General features: G+C 30.1%; 22 protein-coding genes and 1 pseudogene. 5 read left to right on the top strand and 18 right to left on the bottom strand.

Annotated elements, in window-relative coordinates:
* Positions 1–50: 50 nt before the first annotated feature.
* From B8978_RS00660 to B8978_RS00615, 11 genes and pseudogenes are all read right to left on the bottom strand, one after another.
* On the bottom strand, positions 51–332 hold the full coding sequence (locus tag B8978_RS00660) for a CD3324 family protein (RefSeq protein WP_084113355.1): 282 nt from the start codon (positions 330–332) through the stop codon (positions 51–53).
* A gap of 267 nt (positions 333–599) precedes the next feature.
* A pseudogene (locus B8978_RS19365) lies at positions 600–716 on the bottom strand (manganese catalase family protein); the annotation flags it as partial.
* Positions 717–1,508: a carboxymuconolactone decarboxylase family protein gene (locus B8978_RS00655; RefSeq protein WP_084113354.1), complete on the bottom strand. Its 792-nt coding sequence runs from the start codon at positions 1,506–1,508 to the stop codon at positions 717–719.
* Positions 1,492–1,872: a MerR family transcriptional regulator gene (locus B8978_RS00650; protein WP_084113353.1), complete on the bottom strand. Its 381-nt coding sequence runs from the start codon at positions 1,870–1,872 to the stop codon at positions 1,492–1,494. The genes B8978_RS00655 and B8978_RS00650 overlap by 17 nt, the downstream gene beginning before the upstream one ends.
* Before the next feature lie 369 nt (positions 1,873–2,241).
* A complete protein-coding gene (locus B8978_RS00645) occupies positions 2,242–2,868 on the bottom strand; it encodes a type 1 glutamine amidotransferase family protein (protein ID WP_084113352.1) in 627 nt (208 codons plus the stop codon).
* A gap of 100 nt (positions 2,869–2,968) precedes the next feature.
* Positions 2,969–3,931 (bottom strand): helix-turn-helix transcriptional regulator, encoded by a 963-nt coding sequence (locus tag B8978_RS00640; RefSeq protein WP_084113351.1) that lies wholly within the window; start codon positions 3,929–3,931, stop codon positions 2,969–2,971.
* A gap of 133 nt (positions 3,932–4,064) precedes the next feature.
* Positions 4,065–4,748 carry a methyltransferase family protein gene (locus B8978_RS00635; protein ID WP_341435423.1) on the bottom strand — a complete coding sequence of 228 codons (684 nt, stop codon included), beginning with the start codon at positions 4,746–4,748 and terminating at the stop codon, positions 4,065–4,067.
* 34 nt (positions 4,749–4,782) lie between these two features.
* On the bottom strand, positions 4,783–5,592 hold the full coding sequence (locus tag B8978_RS00630; protein WP_084113349.1) for a helix-turn-helix domain-containing protein: 810 nt from the start codon (positions 5,590–5,592) through the stop codon (positions 4,783–4,785).
* A gap of 231 nt (positions 5,593–5,823) precedes the next feature.
* Positions 5,824–6,990, bottom strand: coding sequence for a GGDEF domain-containing protein (locus B8978_RS00625; protein ID WP_084113348.1), 1,167 nt, complete (start codon positions 6,988–6,990; stop codon positions 5,824–5,826).
* Between the two features lie 203 nt (positions 6,991–7,193).
* Entirely contained in the window at positions 7,194–7,832 is a 639-nt protein-coding gene (locus B8978_RS00620) for a YjgB family protein (RefSeq protein WP_176212559.1), read from the bottom strand.
* 35 nt (positions 7,833–7,867) lie between these two features.
* Positions 7,868–9,061: an MFS transporter gene (locus tag B8978_RS00615; protein WP_084113346.1), complete on the bottom strand. Its 1,194-nt coding sequence runs from the start codon at positions 9,059–9,061 to the stop codon at positions 7,868–7,870.
* A gap of 249 nt (positions 9,062–9,310) precedes the next feature.
* Between B8978_RS00615 and B8978_RS00610 the strand changes: the two genes are divergently transcribed.
* Positions 9,311–10,024 carry an isoprenyl transferase gene (locus tag B8978_RS00610; RefSeq protein WP_084113345.1) on the top strand — a complete coding sequence of 238 codons (714 nt, stop codon included), beginning with the start codon at positions 9,311–9,313 and terminating at the stop codon, positions 10,022–10,024.
* Positions 10,025–10,174: 150 nt separating this feature from the next.
* Here the strand turns inward: B8978_RS00610 and B8978_RS20315 are convergent, their stop codons facing one another.
* The 3 genes from B8978_RS20315 to B8978_RS00595 all read right to left on the bottom strand — a co-directional run bounded on the left by B8978_RS20315 (position 10,175) and on the right by B8978_RS00595 (position 13,929).
* The gene (locus B8978_RS20315) at positions 10,175–11,632 is read right to left on the bottom strand and encodes a methyl-accepting chemotaxis protein (RefSeq protein WP_084113344.1); all 1,458 of its coding nucleotides are present in this window, start codon (positions 11,630–11,632) and stop codon (positions 10,175–10,177) included.
* 267 nt (positions 11,633–11,899) lie between these two features.
* On the bottom strand, positions 11,900–13,150 hold the full coding sequence (locus B8978_RS00600) for an aminotransferase class III-fold pyridoxal phosphate-dependent enzyme (protein ID WP_084113343.1): 1,251 nt from the start codon (positions 13,148–13,150) through the stop codon (positions 11,900–11,902).
* Between the two features lie 11 nt (positions 13,151–13,161).
* Entirely contained in the window at positions 13,162–13,929 is a 768-nt protein-coding gene (locus B8978_RS00595) for a hypothetical protein (RefSeq protein WP_084113342.1), read from the bottom strand.
* A gap of 276 nt (positions 13,930–14,205) precedes the next feature.
* Here B8978_RS00595 and B8978_RS00590 point away from each other — a divergent pair, with 276 nt between their 5' ends.
* Genes B8978_RS00590 through B8978_RS00580 form a run of 3 tightly spaced genes read left to right on the top strand, consistent with a single transcriptional unit; the run spans position 14,206 to position 17,090 of the window.
* Positions 14,206–15,042 (top strand): helix-turn-helix domain-containing protein, encoded by an 837-nt coding sequence (locus B8978_RS00590; protein ID WP_084113341.1) that lies wholly within the window; start codon positions 14,206–14,208, stop codon positions 15,040–15,042.
* 16 nt (positions 15,043–15,058) lie between these two features.
* A complete protein-coding gene (locus B8978_RS00585; RefSeq protein ID WP_084113340.1) occupies positions 15,059–15,820 on the top strand; it encodes an SDR family NAD(P)-dependent oxidoreductase in 762 nt (253 codons plus the stop codon).
* Positions 15,821–15,848: 28 nt separating this feature from the next.
* Positions 15,849–17,090, top strand: coding sequence for an MFS transporter (locus B8978_RS00580; RefSeq protein ID WP_084113339.1), 1,242 nt, complete (start codon positions 15,849–15,851; stop codon positions 17,088–17,090).
* A 66-nt stretch (positions 17,091–17,156) separates the two neighbouring features.
* On the opposite strand, the gene B8978_RS00575 is transcribed toward B8978_RS00580, so the two are convergent.
* On the bottom strand, positions 17,157–18,869 hold the full coding sequence (locus tag B8978_RS00575) for a methyl-accepting chemotaxis protein (RefSeq protein WP_084113338.1): 1,713 nt from the start codon (positions 18,867–18,869) through the stop codon (positions 17,157–17,159).
* A 272-nt stretch (positions 18,870–19,141) separates the two neighbouring features.
* Between B8978_RS00575 and B8978_RS00570 the strand changes: the two genes are divergently transcribed.
* A complete protein-coding gene (locus B8978_RS00570) occupies positions 19,142–20,734 on the top strand; it encodes a hypothetical protein (RefSeq protein ID WP_084113337.1) in 1,593 nt (530 codons plus the stop codon).
* A 91-nt stretch (positions 20,735–20,825) separates the two neighbouring features.
* Here the strand turns inward: B8978_RS00570 and B8978_RS00565 are convergent, their stop codons facing one another.
* The 3 genes from B8978_RS00565 to B8978_RS00555 are packed head-to-tail and all read right to left on the bottom strand — an operon-like array spanning position 20,826 to position 23,861.
* Positions 20,826–21,590 (bottom strand): GGDEF domain-containing protein, encoded by a 765-nt coding sequence (locus tag B8978_RS00565; RefSeq protein ID WP_084113336.1) that lies wholly within the window; start codon positions 21,588–21,590, stop codon positions 20,826–20,828.
* A gap of 22 nt (positions 21,591–21,612) precedes the next feature.
* The gene (locus tag B8978_RS00560; RefSeq protein ID WP_084113335.1) at positions 21,613–23,475 is read right to left on the bottom strand and encodes a SpoIIE family protein phosphatase; all 1,863 of its coding nucleotides are present in this window, start codon (positions 23,473–23,475) and stop codon (positions 21,613–21,615) included.
* Positions 23,476–23,477: 2 nt separating this feature from the next.
* Positions 23,478–23,861 carry a DUF1987 domain-containing protein gene (locus tag B8978_RS00555; protein ID WP_084113334.1) on the bottom strand — a complete coding sequence of 128 codons (384 nt, stop codon included), beginning with the start codon at positions 23,859–23,861 and terminating at the stop codon, positions 23,478–23,480.
* Positions 23,862–23,869 lie beyond the last annotated feature (8 nt).

Raw genomic sequence — 23,869 nt, 5'->3', positions numbered from 1 at the left:
ACAGTAAACTTAAACCTTAAACACATTTACTAAAAGAAAATGAGCCACTCTCATGGCTCACTTGTACTCTTTTCTTCTCTAATTATTCTCTGTATACTTTTTACAGAAAGAAAATATTTTTCTCCTAAACACCTTGCACTAATTCCTTTTAAATAAGCTTCATAAATTTCTTTATTTCTATTATCAAGTTCAAGACGAGTTGTAGTTTTAGTACCCCATTCTTTTTTATTTTCTGACTTTATTGGAATATAAATACACTCTCCATCTACATATTCTTGAATTTGCTTTAATAAGTTATTTGGTAATATTTTAACTGCCGTTCTATAGCTCATTTCCCACTCCTAAAAATTTTTTTGATTAGGAATAGCAAAGACTATAATCTTTGCTGACATAGCCCTTGCTATGCAGTAATAACGATTGGATTAAGCATATAAAAACTCCCCCTATTCTCTAGCTACAGGTAATTTATTAACTGTATATGTAGTACAATCTTATTAATATTCTTCATATTTATTAAAAATCCTTTAACTAACATAAAAAATAAGCCAGTTGCAGTAATAAAATCACTACAACGACTTATGATAATCTTAATAAAAAATTTACCTTCTTGTTCCTGCAAAACTTGGTTCTGTTGGGTTAGGTTCACTAAAATACTTACCAGGAGTTGATAAATCAAAATTTAATTTGGAATCTTCCGTTACACCAAAATCTTTACTTTATCTTTCTTTCACAACTTCTTTTAAAATATTAGTTCCATTTATAGCAGGTGGAAAACCAGCATATACAGTCATTAGAATCATGATTTCTTTAACCTCATCAGTAGTTAATCCAACATTAAGTCCTGCATTTATGTGAAACTTCAATTGAGGTTTAGCATTACCTAAAACCGTTAATGCAGCGATTGTAGCTATTTGTCTATATCTCTTATTTAAATTATTTCTTCCAATAACATCAGCATAACTGTGAACTATTAATTTGACAAGATCTGGTGAAAATTCATCATATGCATTTTTGAGAATTTCTACTTGATTGCTGTCTAATTCTGAAAGTTCATTTTCACCAACTTTATATCTATCTTCAGGCGCTATTTCATTTGTTACTTCTTCTCCTATTAAATCTTTGATTCCATCTGCTTCACGATTCTTCAGAACTTCCTTTAGTGCATTCATTGCATTAATAGTTGTTGGAAATCCTGAGTATCCAGACATTTGAATTATTATTTCTTTAATATCATTGATTGTACAGCCTACATTTAATGCTCCATTAATATGAACCTTTAACTGCGGCTCTGCATTTCCAAGTGCAGTTAATGCAGCAACAACAGCTATTTCCTTTGACTTTAAGTCTAGTCCATCCCTTGAATAAATATCTCCAAAGGAATATTCAATCATGTATTTGACAAGATCTGGTGAAATATCACTTAAACCGTTTTTAACCTCTTCACCAGCACTGCCATCGATTTCCTGTAATTTCTTATATCCTCTTTCTAACCTATTTTCTGTTTTCATTTAATTTTTCCTCCATTTTAGTATAAATTTCAATCTTCTTTGCAACATATTCTCTAGCCTCCTGCAATTCTTCAATTTTTCTTTCAATTGAAGTCAAGTGCTCCTTCATAATGTTTTTTCTCTCAGTAACAGTCTCATCACCCATATGCCTTAAACTTGCATATTTTTTCATTTTATTGATATTCATCCCGGTTGCTCTAAGTCTGTTGATTACCTCAAGCCATTTCAAATCTTGTTCACTGTAAATTCTTTTTCCTGAAGAATCTCTTTTTATATCTTTAATTAATCCAATGCTTTCATAATATCTTAGCGTATGCGCTTTTAATTTAGTTATATTTGCAACTTCACTAATCTCAAATTCCATGGAATATCCACCTCTTATTACCTTATTTTCCTGTCGACAACTAAAGAATATCACTTAAAGTGCACTTTAAGTCAATAGTAAATTTAAATTTTTTGATATGTGGGGAGCAGGCATCAAAACGAGGAAATTATACTCTAATGATTTAGAAATCTAGAAATTTTCTTGATATTACTTGATTTATAGTAGTTTTTTGTTCCTGTTGGTGTGAATAAGAGAAATGTTGGCTGTACCCTTATAGCGTTCTTTTAGCCTTTGAAGAAGCATAGATATATTTGGTTCATAAGCTTTCAGAGTAGTATTAACTTCTTCCAATAAATAAACTCCATGACTTATATTTGTATAAATAACTTTGATATACTCAATTTTCTACTATTGAATCGAGCTCATCAACTCAAAGAAATATTTTGCATCTTGAGTTTTATAAAGATTGTACCAGGAATCTAATGTTTGAGGCAAGAATAACTCTAGAATTTTCAATATATGCAAAGTAAATTCAAGAGGAGCTATTCCAGAAGCAGTAATTAAACTTCCATCAGTTACTACACATTCCTGCTTATAATACTTCTCTCCATCATAACTAGGGCAGACCATTTTAATATACCCCAAGTCATTGCTTGTATGGGCTCGCTTATTCAATACTCCACCCATAGCAAGTCCTATTGTAGCACCACAAATTGCCCCTACAACAATACCTTTCTCTAAATATTTTTCAGCCATTCTTATAATGGGAGCATGAATTGCTTCTGTCCATGTATTCCCACCAGGTAGAATTAAAGCAGCAGTATCTTTAACACTACACTCCTTAAGTTCAATTTCTGGCAATATTTTCAGTCCCCCCATTGTAGTAATAGGAGTCTTGGTAATTCCTACAGTTACTACTTTTAGCGGCATTAATCCCTTTTTGTAGTACCTTCCCGAATTGATTTCAGTGCTTAAATAGCCTATTTCCCAGTCTGCCATTGTATCAAATACATAAAGATATACTGTATTCTTCATTTTCTATTCCTCCACATTCATTTTATTGTTGCTATTTGTTACAGGATGGTCTCAAACTCTATCTCGATCTATTATATATTATCTTCACTGACAAATTCAGTCAGTGAAGATAATGGTCCATCAAATCTCTAAGAATTGCTGCCATAGCATCTTTAAAACTATTTGGTTCAAGCACATTTATTGATTTACCATATTGAAGTAAAATATGAGGAACATAGGTATTGATTGAGTTTTCATCCATTAAAAAATTAGCTCTGCATTCAGTTCGTTCTATCAGATGATATCCTAAAAACCAATGTGAACAAAGGTCATTCAACGCTTCTGATTTGCCCTCAATTACTAAAGTGCAAAGTCCTACGTTGCTTTCCACATTCGATAATAAGTTTTTTGTAAAAAATTCACGTGCCGAAAAAGCTTCAGGACGCTTAAACGTATTTTTAGTGCTTATAATATTTACTATTCTATCTATCCTAAAACTACGAATTTCATTCCTAAGATGGCAAAATGCAATAGCATACCATTTATCGTTCCAGTAAAGCATCCCATAGGGATCAACAACCCTATGCTTGGGATGACCTTCATAACCTGTACAGTATTTAATTTCCATAGAGCATTCATTTGCAACAGCTTGCTCGAGTTCCATTAATATAGGTTTGACAGCTGGATCACAAATACGGCTCACTACTTCAAATCCAACTAAATGACGATTGAGAACTTTTTCTTGTTCTTGATTCGAAAACATCTTTAACTTTGATGTTGCACTGTTTAGTGATTCCATAAAAGGATATCCTGATTCCATTGCAAAAACAGCAGCATGCAAAAGTGATTTCTTCTCTTCAAGATCAAAAAACAGGGGTGCTCGGATAAAATTGTTAAGCAAACTATATCCGCCGTTATGACCAGGCTCCGATATTATTGGCACTCCACTAACACACAGTGCATCCATATAACGATAAACTGATCGTATGTTTATTTCTAACCTTTCGGATATTTGCTTTGCAGTTATTTTTGTACCTGAATTCAGCATCCATAAAATTGCTAGCATATTATCATTTTTTGGCATAATGCACCCCCTAATCTGGTTAACAATTAAATTTTATTGTTTAGGAATATAATATCATTAAACTATTAATTTTTAGACATTTCAACACTGTATTAAAACATACCCAAATTTTTTAATAAACATATTTACATACCTACCAAATAAATGGAAGTACACGGTATTTAACCTTTAAACAATACTCTCTATACCCAAGTAATTCTTTAAATAACAATTTTTCTTCATTTTGTATTCTTAGTATTGTAGCTGGAACTGAAAATACAAAAGGAATCAATGCCCAAAATGAACCAAGTGCAAGCGGTGAAAATAGAGTAATTAGTAGCATTCCCAAATACATTGGATGACGTACTATTGAGTATATTCCAGTACTAATAACGTATTGCCCATTTTCAATTTTTATCGTAGTTGAAGCATAACTATTCTCTTTGAAAACCAAAATTATTATTATTAAACCTATACACACAATAATGTTAGATATTATAACTAACGATGTAGGTACATTAGACCAATGATTACGGTAATCAATACCAGGTACAGAGAAACCTATTATATATAAATTTAGTAGAGATTGAATTTTTGACATTTTTTCTTTTTCTTTAAACTCCATTCTTTTCTTCAGTAGTTCAGGATTTTTTTTGAATAAATAAATACTGGTGTATACCATCATTAAAAAGAATTCACCAAGCCAAATCCATGCTTCAAAAAACTTTAAAGATCCAGCAGGAATGAATAAGATTGCACTTAAAATAAGCATGATAATTATTGGTATTAAAACGGTTTTAGTTATAGATACTTTTTCGTATTTTTTCACAATAAACATCTCCTCTTTATTGTTATTGGTTCCTTAACAATATTTAATCATTAAGAAATTGTTGAAGAAGCTGATTAAATTTTATCTCAACTGGCGAAAGAACATTTTCTGACATCTTGTTATATAAACTTTTAAATGGATATCCTAATCCAGAATTGTTACATAATATCTCCTTTAATTTAGGTATACTTTTAATAAAATTTGCTGAATCCAGAGCCAATATTTCAATTTCTGAATTATCTTGTGATAGTTTAAGTAGCTCATTAAGACGAACTCCTAACTCCAAGGATTTTTGATATTTCTCTGGATTATCCTTGAAATACTGCGCCAAAGCTTCGTACGTAGCTTTGTAATTCTCTCCCCACTCAAAATCTCCAAGAGTATTATGAATCTTTTTTTGTTGTTCAAAGAGTTCAGGGCATTTTTGTTCATAAACTTCTGTTTGATCTATTCCTATAGTTTCAGTAATTTTTTTAAAAGAAGCCTGCCCTAATATATCTTCATCTAAGGAAATTGTCTCTGTTTTTAATAAATTATCAATCTTTGTTAACCTCTCTTCTAGATTTTCTTTTTCCACTTGAAGCTCTCTGCGTAACGAATTTAAAACATCACGCAAACTACTTTTATTGCTACTTTCTCCTAGTAATTCTTTAATATTTTTAAGGTTAAACCCTAATGATTTAAGACGTTTAATTGATCTCATTCGATTTAATTCTTCAGGACCATATAAACGATATCCACCTGATGATCGCATTGGTTCTTTCAATAATCCAATCTTATGATAATAAATAACAGTTTTTAATGTAGTCCCAGTTAGCTTGACAAAATCTTTGATTTTTATTTTATTTTCCACTGTACTCACCTTCTATCTTCATTTTAAACCATACCCTAAGGGTTGAGTCAATCAATGTTTTTTCTAAATATCCACACAAGTTGTTATTTTAAAGCTAAGCCTTTCCACTAGAAAAAAACCGAACACGTACTATAAGGCAGCGACAAAAAAACATGCCTTTTAATGACGAAAATCCAGTCTGATAATTAACATCTTAAAATCAAAATGTATGCTTCTTTAATTATAGTTTTATTATATGCTTTTAACCCCACACCTCTCAACTCTGTTTCTTCCATTTGCCTTAGCTAAATATAATGCCTTATCAGCAGTCTTAAAGCAATTTTGAAAATCTTCTTCCGTGGTTCCCATAACTTTAGTTAACCCAAAACTCGCTGTAACTTGAATGAAATTGTTGTCAAATGATATTACATTTTGTTCTATTTTTTCTCGTATTGTGTTAACAATTATTTCTGCATTTTCTATTGATATATTGGAAAACAATATAATAAATTCTTCTCCTCCCCATCTTGCTGCCAAATCAATTTCTCGTATATTTTCAGAAATTATTATTGCTATTTTTTGTAGCATCATATCTCCAGCTTTATGACCGAACCTATCATTAATAGACTTGAAGTAATCAATGTCCATTATTGCAATAATTTTATCTTTCTTTTCTTCTGTAATATTTTCCTTTATAAAAGTTTCAAAATATCTTCTGTTAAATAAATTAGTAAGCCCATCGTAATTAGAAAGATACTCCAGTTTTTTATTATTTTCTTCTAATATTATATTTTTTATCAGAATATTAACTTGATTTTCATAAGTTAATTTTGACATAACTAAAACACTAAAATATAATATTGTACCATTAATGATATTACTAATAATAGCTCCTTGATTCTTTTGAAATAAAAAACATCCAAATATAAAGACAATATGTGATATTGAATATATTATATAGTTCCTTGGAGGTTTTATTAAAGCCAAAACTCCACATAACATCAATACTGAAATATATGAAGTTATCTGCCCAATTTTAATTTGGTCAAGTACACCTATACAAGCCATAAATATCATAAAGAATAATATAGACACCTCAATAATTAAATAAGGTACTTTGCTACTTTCATTTCTTCTATAATTATTTAATATGAAAAATACGGTTAAACTAGTAATAAGAATTAAAAAATGAAAGACAAAGTACATTATGGAAATATGTAAAACAGCGTTGTATTTATTTATGGCTGGAATATCATAAAAAACAATCAATAATAATTCAATAATGGTGACAACAATACTAAATATAAAAAAACGTCTATAATTTATTTTTCTTACTTCGTTATTTACTTCACGTATATGTGCTGAAGCTACGCCTATATCGTCTGGTGTTGTACTAATCCTAAAAAAGTTATTGGTCATTCAATCTTCACCCTCATAATTAAAATTTTTGTAACATTCTTTAATTATACATAATAATGAATTTATTTCTACACTTTCTCCATGTTTAATAAAAAATGTTACATAGACTATCCTTTTGGACATTCATTTGTAAAAATTGAAGCTTTAAATGTAAAAAGTAATTTTAGCAAACAAGATAATGTGTAGTTTTTTATGCAAAAATTTCACCATTGTATTCCAGGATCATTTGCCATATCATCAGCTGTACTACGTGGATCTAAAACAAAGTAATGATTTAATATAGGATCACTAGTGGCCTTCACAGGTTTCGAAAACACAAATTCAAGTTTAATCTTATATTTTTCTTTTGTGCCATTGTTTTCAGCAATTATTGTATATCCAATAATTCTTTCACCATTAATTACAGCATTATATTCAGGGTGTCCCAAAAACTTATTTACCATTGAAAAAGGCAGTTGTTTTAACCTATTGTCAAATGATCTCACTTCAAAAACTTGGTCCCTTTTAACTCCAAAAACCAAATTGTATTTAGAATAAGTGTAAAACTTGCTATTTTTAATCTGTGGTATGGAAGCTGCTTTATCTGATTTTCCTATTTCTGCTTGTATATGCTGAATGGAAGTTGAATAAACTGGAAAATCACAATTAATAACTTTTCCTTGTAATGCAGCCTTTTTAATGCTCTTAAGTAGGTCATTTTGTAAATTAACTTTTGATTTTAGATTACTTGACTTATCTACTGATCCTTTTAATGTAACGTTACTTGAACAACCCACCATAAATACTAGACACAAAGCTATAACAGTACCTGAAATTGATTTATTTATAAGTTTTAAAATCATAATACTACCTCCTTTTGATATTTGCAAAAATACACTCATATATCTTTTTTTCGTTTGTATATTGCATAAAATAAAATTCCACACAAAAGCATTAAAGCACTAATGTTAAACAACCATGTATATCCTAATGAAGAAGCAATTCCTCCTCCTATTAAAGGGCCCACTCCTTGACCAACATTTGCACCAATAAAGAAGGTGCTTGACGCCAATCCCCTTTTTTCACTTCCCATTTTATTAAAGCACTCTGCCTGTAGTGCTGGTTGAGCAAAGCCTTGTCCAAATGCTTTAAAAATTGCAGCCAATATTATCATCCAAAGTGCATTTGCATGACCTAGAAACAGCGCTTCTGCAATACTAAACAATAAGGCTGGATATAAAACCATGGAAAGTCCCTTTTTATCATATATCTTCCCAGATATTGGTCTTGTAAAAATAAGAAACAATGCATTTACTATAAAATATATTCCTACTCCTCTTATATTACGCTTATCTCCCATTAAAACTAAAAATGAAGTAACAAGTCCATTTCCCATAAAAAACAATCCGCCTATAAAGGATAGTGGCAATATTTCAAATGCAATTATTTCTTTTAACTTAATCGTGTGTTTTTTAGTTTCTGTATTTTTTTTAGGTGTATTATTGGTATTAGGTAAAAAGTTCATACAAAAAGATGCCACTATAATTAATACAGCAGCTACCATAAATGTTTTTGAAATTCCAAATCGATTTGCACCTTCAATTCCTATCTCTGGACCAAATGCAGTTGCAATAATTTGACTAATTCCAAGATATCCTATACCTTCTCCAATCCTGTCTTTTGGTATAAATTCTGTTGCCCAAGCAACGCTGGTTGCACTAGTTATACTAAAACTGGCTCCATGTAATATTCTAAAGAAAATTATGACTCCAATATTAGGTGCCAAGCTATAACCAAGTGTTGCAATACCATTTATAAGAGTACCAATTTCCATTACATATTTTTTATTTGTTTTATCTGTAAGTATTCCACCAAAAGGTCCAATAATAAGCGCTGTAATTGAAAATAAGCCTACAATTACACCTGCCATGCTTAAAGACGCTCCTAAATTTATAGCATACTTTGATAGAATTGGATAAACGAGATAAAAAGCCATAAATGTAAGAACATTAATCCCTAATAAACTAATAAAATTAATATTCCATAACTTCATATTATTTTTTGATTTTAAATTTAAATCTTTTCCACTCATTTATATTTCCCTTTCATTTTACTATAATAAAAAATTGTTACATTTGAATTACCCATATAATTAATTATACAACATATAATAGTATAACTTCAATTTTTTAACATGCACATTTTTTATTATGACATCTTATCATTTTAAAGTTAGACTATGTTATAATAAGTGTTATTAAAAACTATCGTTTAGTAAACAATAGTAGATAAGGACGAGGTAATGATTATTTATATAAGATGCACATGGAGGAATGTAACGATGAATAATATAAAAATTCCAAAGCATATTGCGATTATGATGGATGGGAACGGACGTTGGGCGAGAAAAAAATTTATGCCCAGAACATTTGGACATAGGCAAGGTGGGAAAACATTAGAAAATATATGTAAAGATACATATGATTTAGGAGTAGAATATTTGACAATCTATGCTTTTTCAACAGAAAATTGGAGTCGTCCGAAAGGTGAAGTTGAAGGATTGCTGAAATTATTGAAAGAATACTTGAATAGGAATGTTGAAACATTAATTAAAGATAATATGAGAGTAAAGATAATAGGCAATATAAAAAAACTGGATAATGAATTTCAAAGTTCAATAATTAACTTAGAGAAGGCAACAGCAAATTGTACAGGACTAAAATTTCAACTTGCATTAAATTATGGTGGGAAAGATGAAATTATACGTACAACTAAAAAGATAGTCTTAGAATGTTTAAATAACAAGTTAGATGCTTCAGCAATTAACGAAGATTTATTTGCTTCACATATGGATACAAGTGATATTCCTGAACCAGATTTATTTATTAGAACAGGCGGAGAAAAAAGATTATCTAATTTTTTACTTTGGGAAATGGCCTATACGGAATTATATTTCACTGATGTATTATGGCCAGATTTTAAAAAAGATGACTTAAAAAAAGCAATTTATGATTTTTCTAAAAGAGATAGAAGATATGGCAATGTAATTGAGTAATTTAGTGAATATACTATCAAATTTATTAAACTGGAAATTTCTACACATATTCTTATATTGAGAATTATAGGTGGACAATCCTACCTATAATTCTTTTAGGCTATATTTCAACACTATATTAAAACATAGCCTAAAGTTAATTATTCTAATCTACTCTTTTATCAAATTATTTACTGTTTTTTCTATATTATTAATTCCTTTGTTAATATTTATAATTGCTTCTGAATTATTTTCTGTGCTGGCTGTAAGCTGTTCAGTACATGCTGTAAATTGTTGAAAAACTGAGACTACATTATCAATTTCTGATGCTACCTCATGAGTTTTTTTCAAGCAGTTTTGTGTTCTATACGAAATATTGCTGTGAACATCAGCAAGCTTGTACGACTCTTTAATAGAAACAGAACCAAGATCTGACAAATTCGATAATTTGTTGTTTTCTTCAGATAATTGATTATTACTATTATTTAAGTCACTACTTATATTATTTGTTCTTTCAATAATGCTTTCTGACAAAGTGTGCATATTGTCCAGAAGACTCTTTGTTTCATTTGACAATTTACGTATTTCTGATGCAACAACCTGAAATCCCTTTCCTGCTTCACCTGCTCTTGCAGCTTCAATACTTGCATTTAAACTTAGAAGATTTGTATTGTCAGATATACTTCTAATACCACTTATTGCATCTTCTATTTGTACTATAATATTTTTAAAGTCATTAAAAGAAGCTAATATTATGTTATTAGAATTATTCAAATTTACTAAAGCCCCTTTTGAATCACTAATGCTAATATTAATTTCTTCAGTTAATTTTGAAATATTATCTTTTACGGATGTTAAATTTTCTACATCTAACTGAATCATTTTGTTATCTGAGGCTATTTCATTTATATGATTTGATATTTTTAAAACACTTTCATTCTGATTTTCAATGCCAGAACTCATTTCTTTCATTGCACTGGCAGTATCCGTTGTTCTAGTTGAAACTGCTTCTGTGTTTTCACCTATTGATAACAAACTATCCTCTAATTCTTTTACTGACAACCTTAAGTTTTTATATAATTCAGTCTGCTGTTTATTTACAATCTCTACTCGTTTCTTCTCCTGTTCAGTAGCATTAAAGGCCTCTTGTCCCCATTTTGTTAATAAATATAATATTATTGTTATTACAATAAAAGCTACATAATATATTGATGAAGATGCAGTATTTCTAGATTGTCCCAATATATTAAATCCATATTTAATAAAATTACCAATTAATAACGCTACTATTATAATTAAATATTTTCTAAAATTGTTAATATCAATATATATACATGCTAAACACATACAAGTTACTAGGGAAAATATTATATTGACATCTCCACCTGTAAGCATATTTATTGCACCAACTGCTATTGCTGGATAAGCTGGTAATAACAATGCCTTATATTTTTGTTTTATTGGAATAAAGTATGTAATAAAACTAAAAATTACTGCTGAGATTCCAAAAATCAATTGATAGTGTAAATAAATACTTTTTCCTATCACTGAAGAAGCTACTATACCTAGACATGAAAAAACAGATATAACAACTATAAGTTTATTTTTTTTTCTATTTAGCAACTCCATTGAAATCCTCTCCTCACAATTTACTATTAGACTTATCTATGTATTCGATATAATAATGCACAATCCTTTTAGATAAGACATACTTTAACATGATTTTTACATTGTCATAATAAGTTGAGGATAACAAATGGATACAATTGCCTAATATTCACATAGAAGTTAATAACAAAGAGAAAAGCACTAAATCTTTATAAGACTAGGGCTTTTCTCTTAATTAAATATACAATTTAAATCTTTATCTAAAAACATTTGGCATTCCTAACTAAATTAAGTTAATTTTCGTAAAGCATTAAAAGCATCTTCAGCTATATCTATTGATTTTTTGATATCCTCTTCTGTTAAAGCAGCATTTATAAAATGGTTGTGATGGGATGTTATAAAAATCCCCCTCTTTACACATTCCGCAACCCATTTTTGATGAAGCATTAAAGAGTTGTCATCTGCAAGTCTCAGATAGAACAAAGAAGGATGTCCAGAAACTACTAAATTAAAGCCATTATTTTTAGCAGCTGCTTTAAAACCATCTGTAACCTTAGTTCCAAGTTGCTCAAAAAGTTTTGGAGTATTTAAAGCCTTCATTTTATTAATACAAGCAATACCAGCCGCAAATGGTACTGCACTCATCCAATAACTTCCTGTATATGATAAACTGCTCACTGTATCTTTCAAGGAAGCAGTTCCACAAAGAGCAGAAACATTATATCCATTGGCAAGGGCCTTGCAAAAACAAATTAGGTCTGCTTTAAAGCCAAAATAATGATCTGAACCAGCAAGATCCATTCTAAAACCAGCACGAACATCATCAACAATTAGAACTACATTTTGTTCATCACACAGTCTGCGAACTTTTTGCCAGTAGCCTTCGTCAGGATAAAAATTATCTGCAAAATTTCCGTGCATATATGGCTGTGCAATTATTCCTGCAATTTCTCCTTTGTATTCAGAAAAAAGCTTTTCCAAAGCTGGGTAATCGTTAAAATCTACATATAAATTATTAGAAACTTCTTCCTCCAAAATACCAGGATAATCAAGCTTTTGTGCCCAAGGAGAAACACCATGATAATACCCTTTAAAAAATACTATTTTTTTTCTATGAGTTGCAGCCCTTGCCGTCATAATAGCTAGAGAAGTAACATCATTGCCGTTTTTAGCAAAAAACGCCCAATCGGCACAAGCAACAGTATCAACTAAGAGTTCAGCAAAATCAACCATTATAGTTGAAGGAATAGTAACACAATTTTCTTTTTTTAATTGCTCAAGTGCTGCAGAATCTACATCTGGATCACAATATCCAAGGACATTTGGACCGTAGCCGCACATATAATCAATATAATCATTATCATCTAAATCCCAAAAATGAGAACCTTTAGCTCTAGATGAGAATAGCGGAAAAGCATCATGTGGTACATAACAGCCTTCTGATGGGCCTTGATGTCCATATATTCCAGATGGAATTACCTGAAAGGCACGTTTAAACATTTCTTGGCTTTTTATATATTTATTAATAGGAAAACTCATAACTCTACCTCCTAACTTAAGTACTGGCCAACACGATCCAGTATTCTGTTCATATTATCAATCATATTAAGCATTCCACACATACTAATGCTACCGTCACATATACAAGCCATAGCACTTACTTCACCATTTAACAGCTTACCTGCAAGTTCAAGATTTGCAAATTCCATAATAGCTCTTGGATTTTCACATTTTTCTTTTATAGTTGTTAACGTATGGTCTTTTATTCTTACAGTAACTCCCATACCGTCCTTAACATTTATTGCAATGTCACCATCTGGCATAAGATCAGCACTAAATTTTCCACTCTTATCTTGATTTCCCACCTGTGTAATAGCAGCTGCTGCTGTATATAATGTAAGCTTAGTGCTAATTTCACTGAAAACTAAATCCTTTAAATTTTCTTTAGATGGTTTAAGATATTTTGTTAGAATATCCGTTAGTGGAACCAAGGTTTTCAAAAGAAATGATACTTTTGTAAATCCTTTCGTTGGAATAGGTGTCACCTTTCCATCAATAAAGTCATTAAATTTTTCACAAGATGAAAACGGAAGTTTAATAGTACATGCACTGCAGCCTTCTTTAATACTGCAGGAACCGTCAACAAATGTTAATGTAGCACTTGGTCCATTTTTCACTTCAAATCCAACTGATATTGGAGGCTTTCCATTTAACAAGTCCTTTGCCTCTTTGGCCAATTCACATAGGTTTTCTAAAGTACCAAGTACAGCAAACAAATTTACGTAGGCTAAAGTTTTACTATCCTTTTGTGTTAACAAAATACATTCCTCCTTACTAGACAATTTAAAAGTACATAATAATCTTGCTCTGTTATTGCTAATATGATAAAAATTTAATTAATTTTATATATATTTTACAACACAAATTTCATTAAGTATAGTAAAAAAGGGAACAACGCAGTCTGTTGACAATTATAAATATACCTGTATATAATAGCAATATATATTATATTACTAAAAATTAATTAATTTTTTTATTATTTTTTTAATAAAACAGGCAAAACTAATATAATTTTATGGGAGGGTCATGATCCTATGGAAAATAGTTGTCTAAAACCTCATTTTTATAAGCCATATCAACCCGGGTTTGAAAAAAAAATAAATTATAAAAATTTTGTTATACCAATTAATCATCCATTGTTTGGTATAGTATCTGATTTTTATCAATTTGAATCAAACACTACAATAAATAATGAAATATGTGTGATACCAGATGGATGTATAGACCTTTTATTTACTTACACTGAAGAAGGAGTATCAAAAACAGTAGAAGGATTTTATAGAGAAAAGATTATTGTTCCAGTTTCTATAACAGGTTGCGCCTTTGGTGTGCGATTTTTCCCTGGGTCAATTACAAATATTTTAAAAATAAATACTTCAGAATTAATTGGAAAGCAAATACCTCTTATGGATCTACTAAGCTCTGATTATGATTTAGAAAAGATGAAGGAAATATCAAACTTTAATGACAGAATTGTACTTATGACAAATTACATTTTAAAAAAAATTAATAAAGTTTATGATTCTTCTAAAGTTGTGCATTATTGCACTAAAAAAATAATTAGTTTTGGAGGTAACATTTCCGTATCTGAATTAGCCAGTGAAACTAGCTACACTATTAGATATTTAAGAGAGATTTTTCACAAACATGTAGGTGTTTCACCTAAAGAATTATGTGATATTATAAAATTTCAAAACTCGTTTGCTATACTTTCAAAATTTCAAAATGATAATATTGCATTATCCCTGAGCAATTTTGCTATACAATCTGGATATTATGATCAATCTCACATGAATAAAAGCTATAAAAAAATAGCTGGAAGTTTACCAAAGAAATTATATATTGAGATGTTTTCTCAAAAGAATCATTAATATATGGGGGTTAATTATGAAAATAGCAATCATAACAGGTGCTTCCTCAGGCATGGGGAAAGAATTTGTAAAACAAATAGCTTCTTCAGAGGTCTTAGATGAAATATGGGTTATTGCAAGAAGAGAAGACCGTTTAAACGAAATGAGACAAGAAATATCACCGAAAGTGCGTCCAGTAGCTTTAGATTTATTAAAAAAAGATAGTATACATGCTATTAAACAATTGCTTGAAGAAGAAAAACCTGAAGTTAAAATATTAGTTAATTCAGCTGGTTTCGGAAAATATGGAACATATAGAGATTTAAGCGACGATGAAATTGACAATATGGTTGATTTAAATTGTAAAACATTAATTCACATGACATATGCGTGCCTTCCATATATGAAAGAAAAAGATAGAATAATAATGCTAGGTTCTTCTTCTGCTTTTCAGCCACTACCTGAATTTAACCTGTATGCTTCTACTAAAGTTTTTGTCGTTCACTTCAGTCGCGCACTTAATATTGAATTAAAAAATCGTGGAATTTCAGTAACATCTGTATGCCCAGGTTATGTTCGAACAGAATTTTTTGATGTAGCAAAAGATACAAAAAATCCTGATACATGTAAAAACTTTAAACCAATGTATGAACCAGAAGATGTTATAAAGAAAGCGTTAAAGGATAGCGTTAAAGGAAAAGACATGTCTGTGCTTGGTCTACACGTAAAACTACTTCGTTTAACGTCAAAATTATTACCGCACAGTTTCATTATGAAAAGTTGGATGAAGGTTAAATAAATAAAAATAAATAAGCGAGGTGTTTTTTATGACTGATACTGGAAGGATAACTTATAAATACAGATGGGTAATACTTGCTGTTTTTTCTATTATTAATGCAGTTATACAAATGCAATGGTTAACCTTTGCATCAGTAGCAATCATTGCTCAAAAGGTATATAAAGTATCCTCATTTCAAATTGATAGTCTTTCAATGATATTTATGCTTGTCTTTATAGTTGCCTGCATACCTGCCTCATATATAATTGACAGATTTGGAATTAGAATCGGAATTGGAATTGGTGCAATCCTTACAGGTATATTTTCTCTTATAAAGGGAATTTATGCTGACAATTACAGTATTATCTTCTTTGCCCAATTTGGACTTGCAGTAGCACAACCTTTTATACTAAATGCCACAACAAAAATTGGTGCCAACTGGTTTCCAATAGACGAAAGAGCTGCTCAAGCTGGAATATCATCTTTATTTCAATACTTAGGTATTATATTCGCCATGGTAGTAACCCCTTTGCTTGTAACTTATACTTATATTAATGGTGAAAAGGTTTATGATTTAAAATTTATGCTTATGTTTTATGCTATTATGTCCATTATAAGTGTAATCTTAGTTTTATTGTTTTTAAAAGAAAAACCTCCAATTCCCCCTGCAAAAGAAAGTTCAGAGAAGAGGTTAAAAACTGTTGAAGGAATTTTGCATATGCTTAAACAAAGAGATATGATATTTTTATTAGTTATATTTTTCTTTGGTCTTGGAATGTTTAATGCTATAAGTACATGTATTGATAAAATATGCGGTCTTAAAGCTTTAGATGCTAATAAGACAGGAATTGTAGGCGGAGTAATGTTAATTGGGGGTGTGGCAGGAGCATGTATACTTCCTGCTCTATCTGATAAATTTAAAAAGAGAAAGTTGTTTTTAATTTTGCCTCTTTTGTTCTCTTTACCAGGGCTTTTAGGGCTTACTTTTGCTAATACTTATATTGAAACTTTAATAGCTTCATTTATTTTTGGATTTTTTCTTATGAGTGCTGCGCCAATAGGTTTTCAGTATAGTGCAGAAATAAGCTTTCCAGCCTCGGAGTCATTATCTCAGGGCTTAATCATACTTTCAGGACAAATTTCTGGGCTTTTCTTTATTGTGGCTATGAACATGTTCTCAACACAGATATGTATGTATATATTTATTTTACTTACAGTAGTTAGCTTATTATTAAGCTTCATTATTAAAGAATCTCCTATGATTTTGTCGGAGGAAAGTAAAGCAAGTTAAAATTAAGGCTGTATCTACTTTAAAAATTAACATTTGTTTAAAGTAGATACAGCCTTATAATATTGGCTAAAGTTTAAATTTAAGAACCATCTCATTTAACTTTTCAGCAAGTTCTGCCTGACTTACAGCAGTTTTTGAAACCTGTTCTATTGCTTTTGTATTTTCATCCACACTTATCTTTATTACATCTGCTTTTTCAGATGATCTTTGAGCTACTTCGGTCATATTTTCTACAGCTTCACTTACTTGTCCAACGGAAGCCGCAAGTTGCTGTGACATTGCAGCAATTTCCTCAGACATTTTGCTTACAAAATCTGAATCATTAAAATACTTATTACCAATCATTTTAAATTCCTCAAATTTTGGATCTACATTATTATTTATAAACTGCAAAACATCACTTCCATTTTCAGAAAGATTTTTGAAGGCATCCTGAACTTTTATAATTGTATCCTGTATACCTATGACTGCTTCTGATGATTGTTCTGCAAGTTTTCTGACTTCTTCTGCAACTACAGCAAACCCTTTGCCCTGTTCTCCTGCTCTAGCTGCCTCTATAGCTGCATTTAATGCAAGCAGATTTGTTTGACCTGATATACTGGCTATAGTGTCTGCCATTATCTTTATATCTTGAACAACCTTACCATCTTCAATGGCCGTCAGCATACTCTTTCTCTTTAATGTATATATGCTCCTTGCTTCTTCTACAGCTTCTTTTCCTTTTTTCTCAGCTTCAGTAGCTCTTTCTTTAGATTCATTTGCATTATTACTTCCATCCATAGCTTTTCCAGATAATACATTAATACTTGAATCTACTTCCTGAACAGATGCAGATATCTCTTCAGAAGTTGCGCTTGTTTCTTGAATTCCATTTGTTATACTTGTTACTGCATTGTCAATTTCTTCAGATTTTGATGAAAGCTCTTCAGCTGTAGCAGAAAGTTCATCACTTGCATCACTCATATTTTTAGAATTTTCCAAAATGTGTGAAATAAGCTGTTTAATATTTTCTTGTGCTTTTGAAAATGCAATACCAGTTTTGCCGAACTCATCTTTTCTTACGATATCAACACTATATGTCAAATCAAAATTAGCCATATGTTCTGCTAAATTAAGCATATTAGATAGCGGTTTGTTTATTTCTCTTGAAACAATAAGTCCAAAAGCAATTGCAACCGCAAATCCTAGCACCGCCATTACATCCATTGTGGTATTTGCTTTAACAAATATTGAATGATTACTGTCATTGTCTTTTTTTGCACTATTACGATTTAAAGTAACTAATTTATCAGCAGTAGCTAATAAATTAGTATTAGCAGCTGCAAGATTATTATATTCCTTAACAGCTTCATCTAAATTTCCATTATCAACAAGATTAATGGCTTTTTCTCTTAGTGTTCTGGACACTTCTATTTGATTATTAAGTTGAGTCCAAACCTGCTTTTCAGCATCCGTCTTTGGCATTTTGTTATAAGTTGCTATGTACTGATCATCTTCATTTTTATTAGCTTGAATATCTTTTTCTAAACTATCCTTCATTGAACTGTCTTTTTCAAAAATCAATCCTAAAGTATCGCTTTTAATTTCAGTTATGTTTTGCTGCATATCCGTCAGCATATAAACGCTAGTCAAGTTATTACTATACATATTTTCTGAATTAGTTTCTACAGTTTTTAATGACTTTATTGCTATACCACCCACTACAGCTATTAATACTGCAACAATGATATAAGAACCGATTAATTTTACTCTAACCTTTAAATTTTTCAAAAGTCCCATTCTACTCCACCCCTTTAATATAAACTAGTATTTATTGCAAAATAATTTTTTTTCCAAATTCATATTCTCCTTATAAACTTTATTTACTGTAACTTGCTAGTTTATAATTATATAATACTAAGCAACCGTTAGCATTGTCAAATTTTAAGTAAAAATAATAAAATCACCTGTAGAGGTAATATAATATTCTTGTCAGCTAAACATTTGTTATGTACATATCCTTTAATTAATTAGCATATTATGTTACAAAGTCTTTGAAGGGAAAGATTCTTATGTATAAGACAAATCCATATTACTTTAATCCCCCAATGTACAACAATATATGTCGTACATGTGAAATATTTTCATGCCCTTACTGCACTAATTCGCAAATTATCACCCCACAATTAGCTAATTGTACAAATGGTGGAAATGGAAATATTGTGAATTTTATTTCCATATTAGATAGAAATGGGTTCATTGTTCAGGAGGGAAAACTAAAATATATAGATATACTTCAACTTTGTAGTGAAGGAATAGTTGACAATTGTATGGGCAACAACGTAGGTGCTCCATATGCAGTATGCTTGCTTCCGCCAGCTCCTAATCAAAACCCATCAAAAGGTCAAAAACCTCCAATAGGATATACTCCTGATAATCCAAACAACTATCCTTATCTAGTTCCTGGATTCACCTTTAAATTGCGTCCTGACGAAGCTATTGTATTAATTGGAGAAACACCTCCACATGTCTTATATTATTGCTTCCGAAGTTACCTAGGCTTTATTGAAAATAAACTAGAGAAAAACTACAGTGAATATATCAAGGCTGGTAATGATTATACAGGCTTTTACCATCTTGTATTTGCAAGTCTAGGCGATCAATTAAATAATTATAACATTTGGACTGATAATACTCCTAATGGAATACCTGGAGAACCTTATAACAGCTCTTCAATTATAATTAGCACCGCTGACAAGAACATAAACAAACAAATTCGAAATGCCTTAGGTATAGCTGGATATAGTTCGGACATTATGAATGATGACAATATTCCTATAGAATTAGTTAATATGGGTTTAGAAGCTGGAAAAGATACCTTCATATATATGATGAGATTTGCATTGTGGGCGGATCAAAATGCTGGCAACCAATACATTAGTAATATTGATAAATTTATTAAAGTATTGCGAATTACACCTAAAGTTCCTCATAACAATCTAAATCCATGGGAAGTACCAACCCTTAAAATCAGAGAAACAGGTATTACTGAATATCAAGTTGTTCCTAACAGTAGGAATGATCTTGATTATCTTCGAAATCAGATTATAAACAAATATGGAGGTACGGAATACAACCATGTAGATTTAGACTTGACTGTGGCCATTCCTGACAATTTTAATGCTATATTGCGGGATGTTAACGTTTATGGAGATGATAGAGATGGTGTGTATTTTAAAACAGAAGATTTCCAATTATCCAGCGATGACGATTTTGTTATTGTATATGGTATAAATCATGAACGAACTGGAAAGGCAATATATTCCAATGCAAGTTTTTATGGAGCAGAATTATTTAATGGAGTTGCCGGAGCATTCAGTACAGTTCAATTTCCAGATACAGCCTTGGAGTTTTTCCCTACTGGATATGAAAATGCTGGATACTATTATGTATATAAAATGGCAAGAAAAGCTGATGAAGAAAATGTTGTTATTATCCCCTATAGTACTGGTAATCCTCTAGGGAAAGCATACGGAGTTGATAATAATCAGGACGCTCGTATACTATTTAGAGTTTATTTAGATAAAATAGCTATGGTTGGTCCATACATTTTTGATATCATTTGGGACCAAGCAATACTTTTTAAAAAATCCAATATTCTTTAATAATACTTTTAAGCTTAAGTTAGTCTTCCAAATAATAACAAGCAGCAGCTGTCAGCTCCTGCTTTATTATTTATTCGGTGAAACCTGAAAGTTAAGGCTTCACCGAATTTGTATTTTTTTGTTTATATTTTTGCTTATATTTGTACATCTTTGTATCCGCTAGCTGAATGATATGATCAATACTGTAATTATTATCAGAATCCACTTGAATTATACCATAACTAAATGAAACATCATACGGTTTTAACTTCTTTGTGTTTTCATTTTCTATATTAGATAAAATTATACTTAATATATTTTCTATATCCTCTTGTTTGCTGTTTGGGAAAAGGATTATAAACTCATCTCCACCAAGCCTACATAAAATATCACTGTCACTAATAACATTTTTTATAAATTTACAGGTCATTACAATAAGTTCATCACCTTCAAAATGTCCAAAGTTATCATTTACATATTTTAAACCATTAATGTCTATGTAACATATAGAAAAATATCCTCTGTTTCTTCGTATATTATTAATCTCATTTTGTAGAAATGTAATTCCCATTCCTCTATTATAGCAACTAGTAAGTGAATCTATGGCAGCAATATATTTAAGCTTCTCCTCTGCCCTAATTCTATCTTTAATTTCCCTTCTTAACTCATTTTGTATTTTATGAAGATATTCTTGCTGTCCATCCCCAATTCTAATTATTTTTTCTGCATCTCTAATTAATTTATCAAACTGATCAACCATTAAAGTAAGCATATTGGTTAAAGTTTTTTCATCATAGTTTTTATTATTAATTAATTCCTTAGCTTCTCTCACCAAAGTATTTTCATCTTCAAATAAACTTAAATTAGTTTTTCCCATACTACCACCACCTTATATTAATTTATTTTATTTTAAAACCAACTATAGTTATGTCATCTCTTTGTTCTTTATCCTTCATATACTGTTCCAATTTAGTTTCATATTCTTCCCTCATAAAACTTAAATTCTTTGCCTCATTTTGTTCAAGCATACTATAAAATCTTTTTTTTCCAAAAGGATAATTTTTATCTCCACCATTTTGATGTAAAAAACCGTCAGTTGTAACTATAAAAATATCATCTTCTTCAATTTGTATAGATTCACTTTCAAATGATTCATTTATATTTATGTAACTATAACCCACACCTCTACACTGAGGCTGCAAAATTTTAACTTTTTCTTTATTTTTTATGTATAAACTTAAATTAGCTCCTGCATATAATAATAGCTTAACCTTATCTTTAATGCAAAATATTGCAATATCTAAGCCATCATCCACACTGTCAGAATTTAAATCCTTATTTAAAGCTTCCTTAAGTCTTATATGCAATTCTTTTAATATTAAGCTTGGATCTTCCTTATTTATAGTTGTAACTATATTATGTAAAATAGCATTTACAGTCATTGTCATAAGTGCACCTGGAACACCATGTCCAGTACAATCACCTACTGCAAAAACAACAACATCTTCTATTTTCCTTAACCAAAAGAAATCTCCACCAACTATATCTCTAGGTCTCCAAATAACAAAATTATCTTTAAATATTTTTTTCATTTCTCCTTGTGACGGCAAAATAGACTCCTGCAATCTCTTTGCATATTGTATACTGTCAATTATCTTTTCATTAGATTCCTTTAATTCTAAAGTTCTTACATCTACCTCATTTTCTAATTCTGCGTTCATTAACATGGCTTGCTTATAGGGGTTAGCAATTTTTTTTGAAGCAAAATAAAATAATACTATAAAGCATAACAATACTATAATTACCGTTAAAATCATGTTAGTTTTCAACGAGCTAATTATAGATACACTCTCTGATCTTGGTATTTGATAAAACAAAGTCCAATTACAAGAACTCAATTTACAATATGCATAATCTACAATTTCATTTTTACTATTAACATATTGTGCTACAGTTATGTTGTCTGTATCTTTACTAGGTTGACTTTTAATGGTACTGATTACCGACTTAGGTAAAAACTTATTATAATTAGTCCCTACATTACTTCTATTGTCAGATAACTTAATTATACCTTTATCATCTATCATCCATAGATTACTGTTTTGTCCAACTTTACATTGACTAAATTGTTTTACTATATCACTAAGACTTAATCCAACTCCACATATACCTACAGGATTATCAGCACTCCCCATCCTAGTATTAATAAAAAGAAAAGTATTGTCCATTACCCTATCGTAATTCACATTAAAATCTACTTGTTTTTTTTCCTTTTGCCAATCAAAAAACCACTTATCTGCTGCATTACTTTCAGATAAAATCGTAGTATTATTTTCACTTTTCTTATTATCAGACTTCTCCGCAAAATAATCATGTCTTGTCTTTATACCTACTATAAAAAAATTGCTATAATCATAATCAGAAGCTATACTATCTACCCTTTTTAAAACTAAATTGCCAAGTTCTTTATTTTTCTCTTCTCCTTCTACCCAATTAACGTTAGATGGATCCTTTGCAAAAATGTAAGATGTTTCTAGCGCTCTATTTAAACGTCCATCTATCTTATTTGCCATAGACTTAACAATAAAAACAAGATCCTGAGATTTCTCCTTACTTATAATAGATTTTTTTGTATTATTATATCCTAAAATTCCCGTGATAATTACTGCAAAAGAAATACTTATACTGGCTATAAATATTATTCTATAAATATTTTTTGTATAAGACTTACTGAATTGTTTACTTTCCATGACTTTTTTCATTTCTATTCCTCATCACTAATTGAAATAAATTCAAAAGGGATGTCTATATCCATTTTAAAGTCTTGTCCCATATCATAATCAAACCCATTTTCTTCATCATAATACCAATTGATATTTATTTTTTTGCCATCTAAATAATTGGTATTTAATTTATCCAAAAGTATAATTAAACATTTTGTGCTACTTGTATTTATATATGAAAGTTGAAAATTTGCACTAAGTTCTTCATGAACTTCAAAATATTCATCTATTAATTTATAAATAGGTTCATAAAAGTTATATGCATTTTCTGGATAAGATTCACCTTTAAAAATTAAAGTCTTATTTGTATAATCGAATTCTACATATGGAGTACTCTTCGTATTATTAACAACAAAATTGTTCATTTATTAAT

Source organism: Clostridium acidisoli DSM 12555 (assembly GCF_900176305.1).
GTDB classification, from domain to species: Bacteria; Bacillota; Clostridia; order Clostridiales; family Clostridiaceae; genus Clostridium_I; species Clostridium_I acidisoli.
The sequence above is the reverse complement of the archived record's forward strand: the minus strand, read 5'-3'. Positions and strand labels throughout refer to the sequence as shown.

Bases quoted from the DNA above. Each gene is read 5' to 3' on its own strand.
- B8978_RS00620 (WP_176212559.1), bottom strand. From the start codon at position 7,832: ATGATTTTAAAACTTATAAATAAATCAATTTCAGGTACTGTTATAGCT.
- B8978_RS00615 (WP_084113346.1), bottom strand. From the start codon at position 9,061: ATGAGTGGAAAAGATTTAAATTTAAAATCAAAAAATAATATGAAGTTA.
- B8978_RS00655 (WP_084113354.1), bottom strand. From the start codon at position 1,508: ATGAAAACAGAAAATAGGTTAGAAAGAGGATATAAGAAATTACAGGAA.
- B8978_RS00590 (WP_084113341.1), top strand. From the start codon at position 14,206: ATGGAAAATAGTTGTCTAAAACCTCATTTTTATAAGCCATATCAACCC.
- B8978_RS00560 (WP_084113335.1), bottom strand. From the start codon at position 23,475: ATGAAAAAAGTCATGGAAAGTAAACAATTCAGTAAGTCTTATACAAAA.
- B8978_RS00555 (WP_084113334.1), bottom strand. From the start codon at position 23,861: ATGAACAATTTTGTTGTTAATAATACGAAGAGTACTCCATATGTAGAA.
- B8978_RS00645 (WP_084113352.1), bottom strand. From the start codon at position 2,868: ATGAAGAATACAGTATATCTTTATGTATTTGATACAATGGCAGACTGG.
- B8978_RS00575 (WP_084113338.1), bottom strand. From the start codon at position 18,869: ATGGGACTTTTGAAAAATTTAAAGGTTAGAGTAAAATTAATCGGTTCT.
- B8978_RS00660 (WP_084113355.1), bottom strand. From the start codon at position 332: ATGAGCTATAGAACGGCAGTTAAAATATTACCAAATAACTTATTAAAG.
- B8978_RS00625 (WP_084113348.1), bottom strand. From the start codon at position 6,990: ATGACCAATAACTTTTTTAGGATTAGTACAACACCAGACGATATAGGC.
- B8978_RS00640 (WP_084113351.1), bottom strand. From the start codon at position 3,931: ATGCCAAAAAATGATAATATGCTAGCAATTTTATGGATGCTGAATTCA.
- B8978_RS00635 (WP_341435423.1), bottom strand. From the start codon at position 4,748: ATGTTTATTGTGAAAAAATACGAAAAAGTATCTATAACTAAAACCGTT.
- B8978_RS00580 (WP_084113339.1), top strand. From the start codon at position 15,849: ATGACTGATACTGGAAGGATAACTTATAAATACAGATGGGTAATACTT.
- B8978_RS20315 (WP_084113344.1), bottom strand. From the start codon at position 11,632: ATGGAGTTGCTAAATAGAAAAAAAAATAAACTTATAGTTGTTATATCT.
- B8978_RS00610 (WP_084113345.1), top strand. From the start codon at position 9,311: ATGAATAATATAAAAATTCCAAAGCATATTGCGATTATGATGGATGGG.
- B8978_RS00565 (WP_084113336.1), bottom strand. From the start codon at position 21,590: ATGGGAAAAACTAATTTAAGTTTATTTGAAGATGAAAATACTTTGGTG.
- B8978_RS00650 (WP_084113353.1), bottom strand. From the start codon at position 1,872: ATGGAATTTGAGATTAGTGAAGTTGCAAATATAACTAAATTAAAAGCG.
- B8978_RS00585 (WP_084113340.1), top strand. From the start codon at position 15,059: ATGAAAATAGCAATCATAACAGGTGCTTCCTCAGGCATGGGGAAAGAA.
- B8978_RS00600 (WP_084113343.1), bottom strand. From the start codon at position 13,150: ATGAGTTTTCCTATTAATAAATATATAAAAAGCCAAGAAATGTTTAAA.
- B8978_RS00570 (WP_084113337.1), top strand. From the start codon at position 19,142: ATGTATAAGACAAATCCATATTACTTTAATCCCCCAATGTACAACAAT.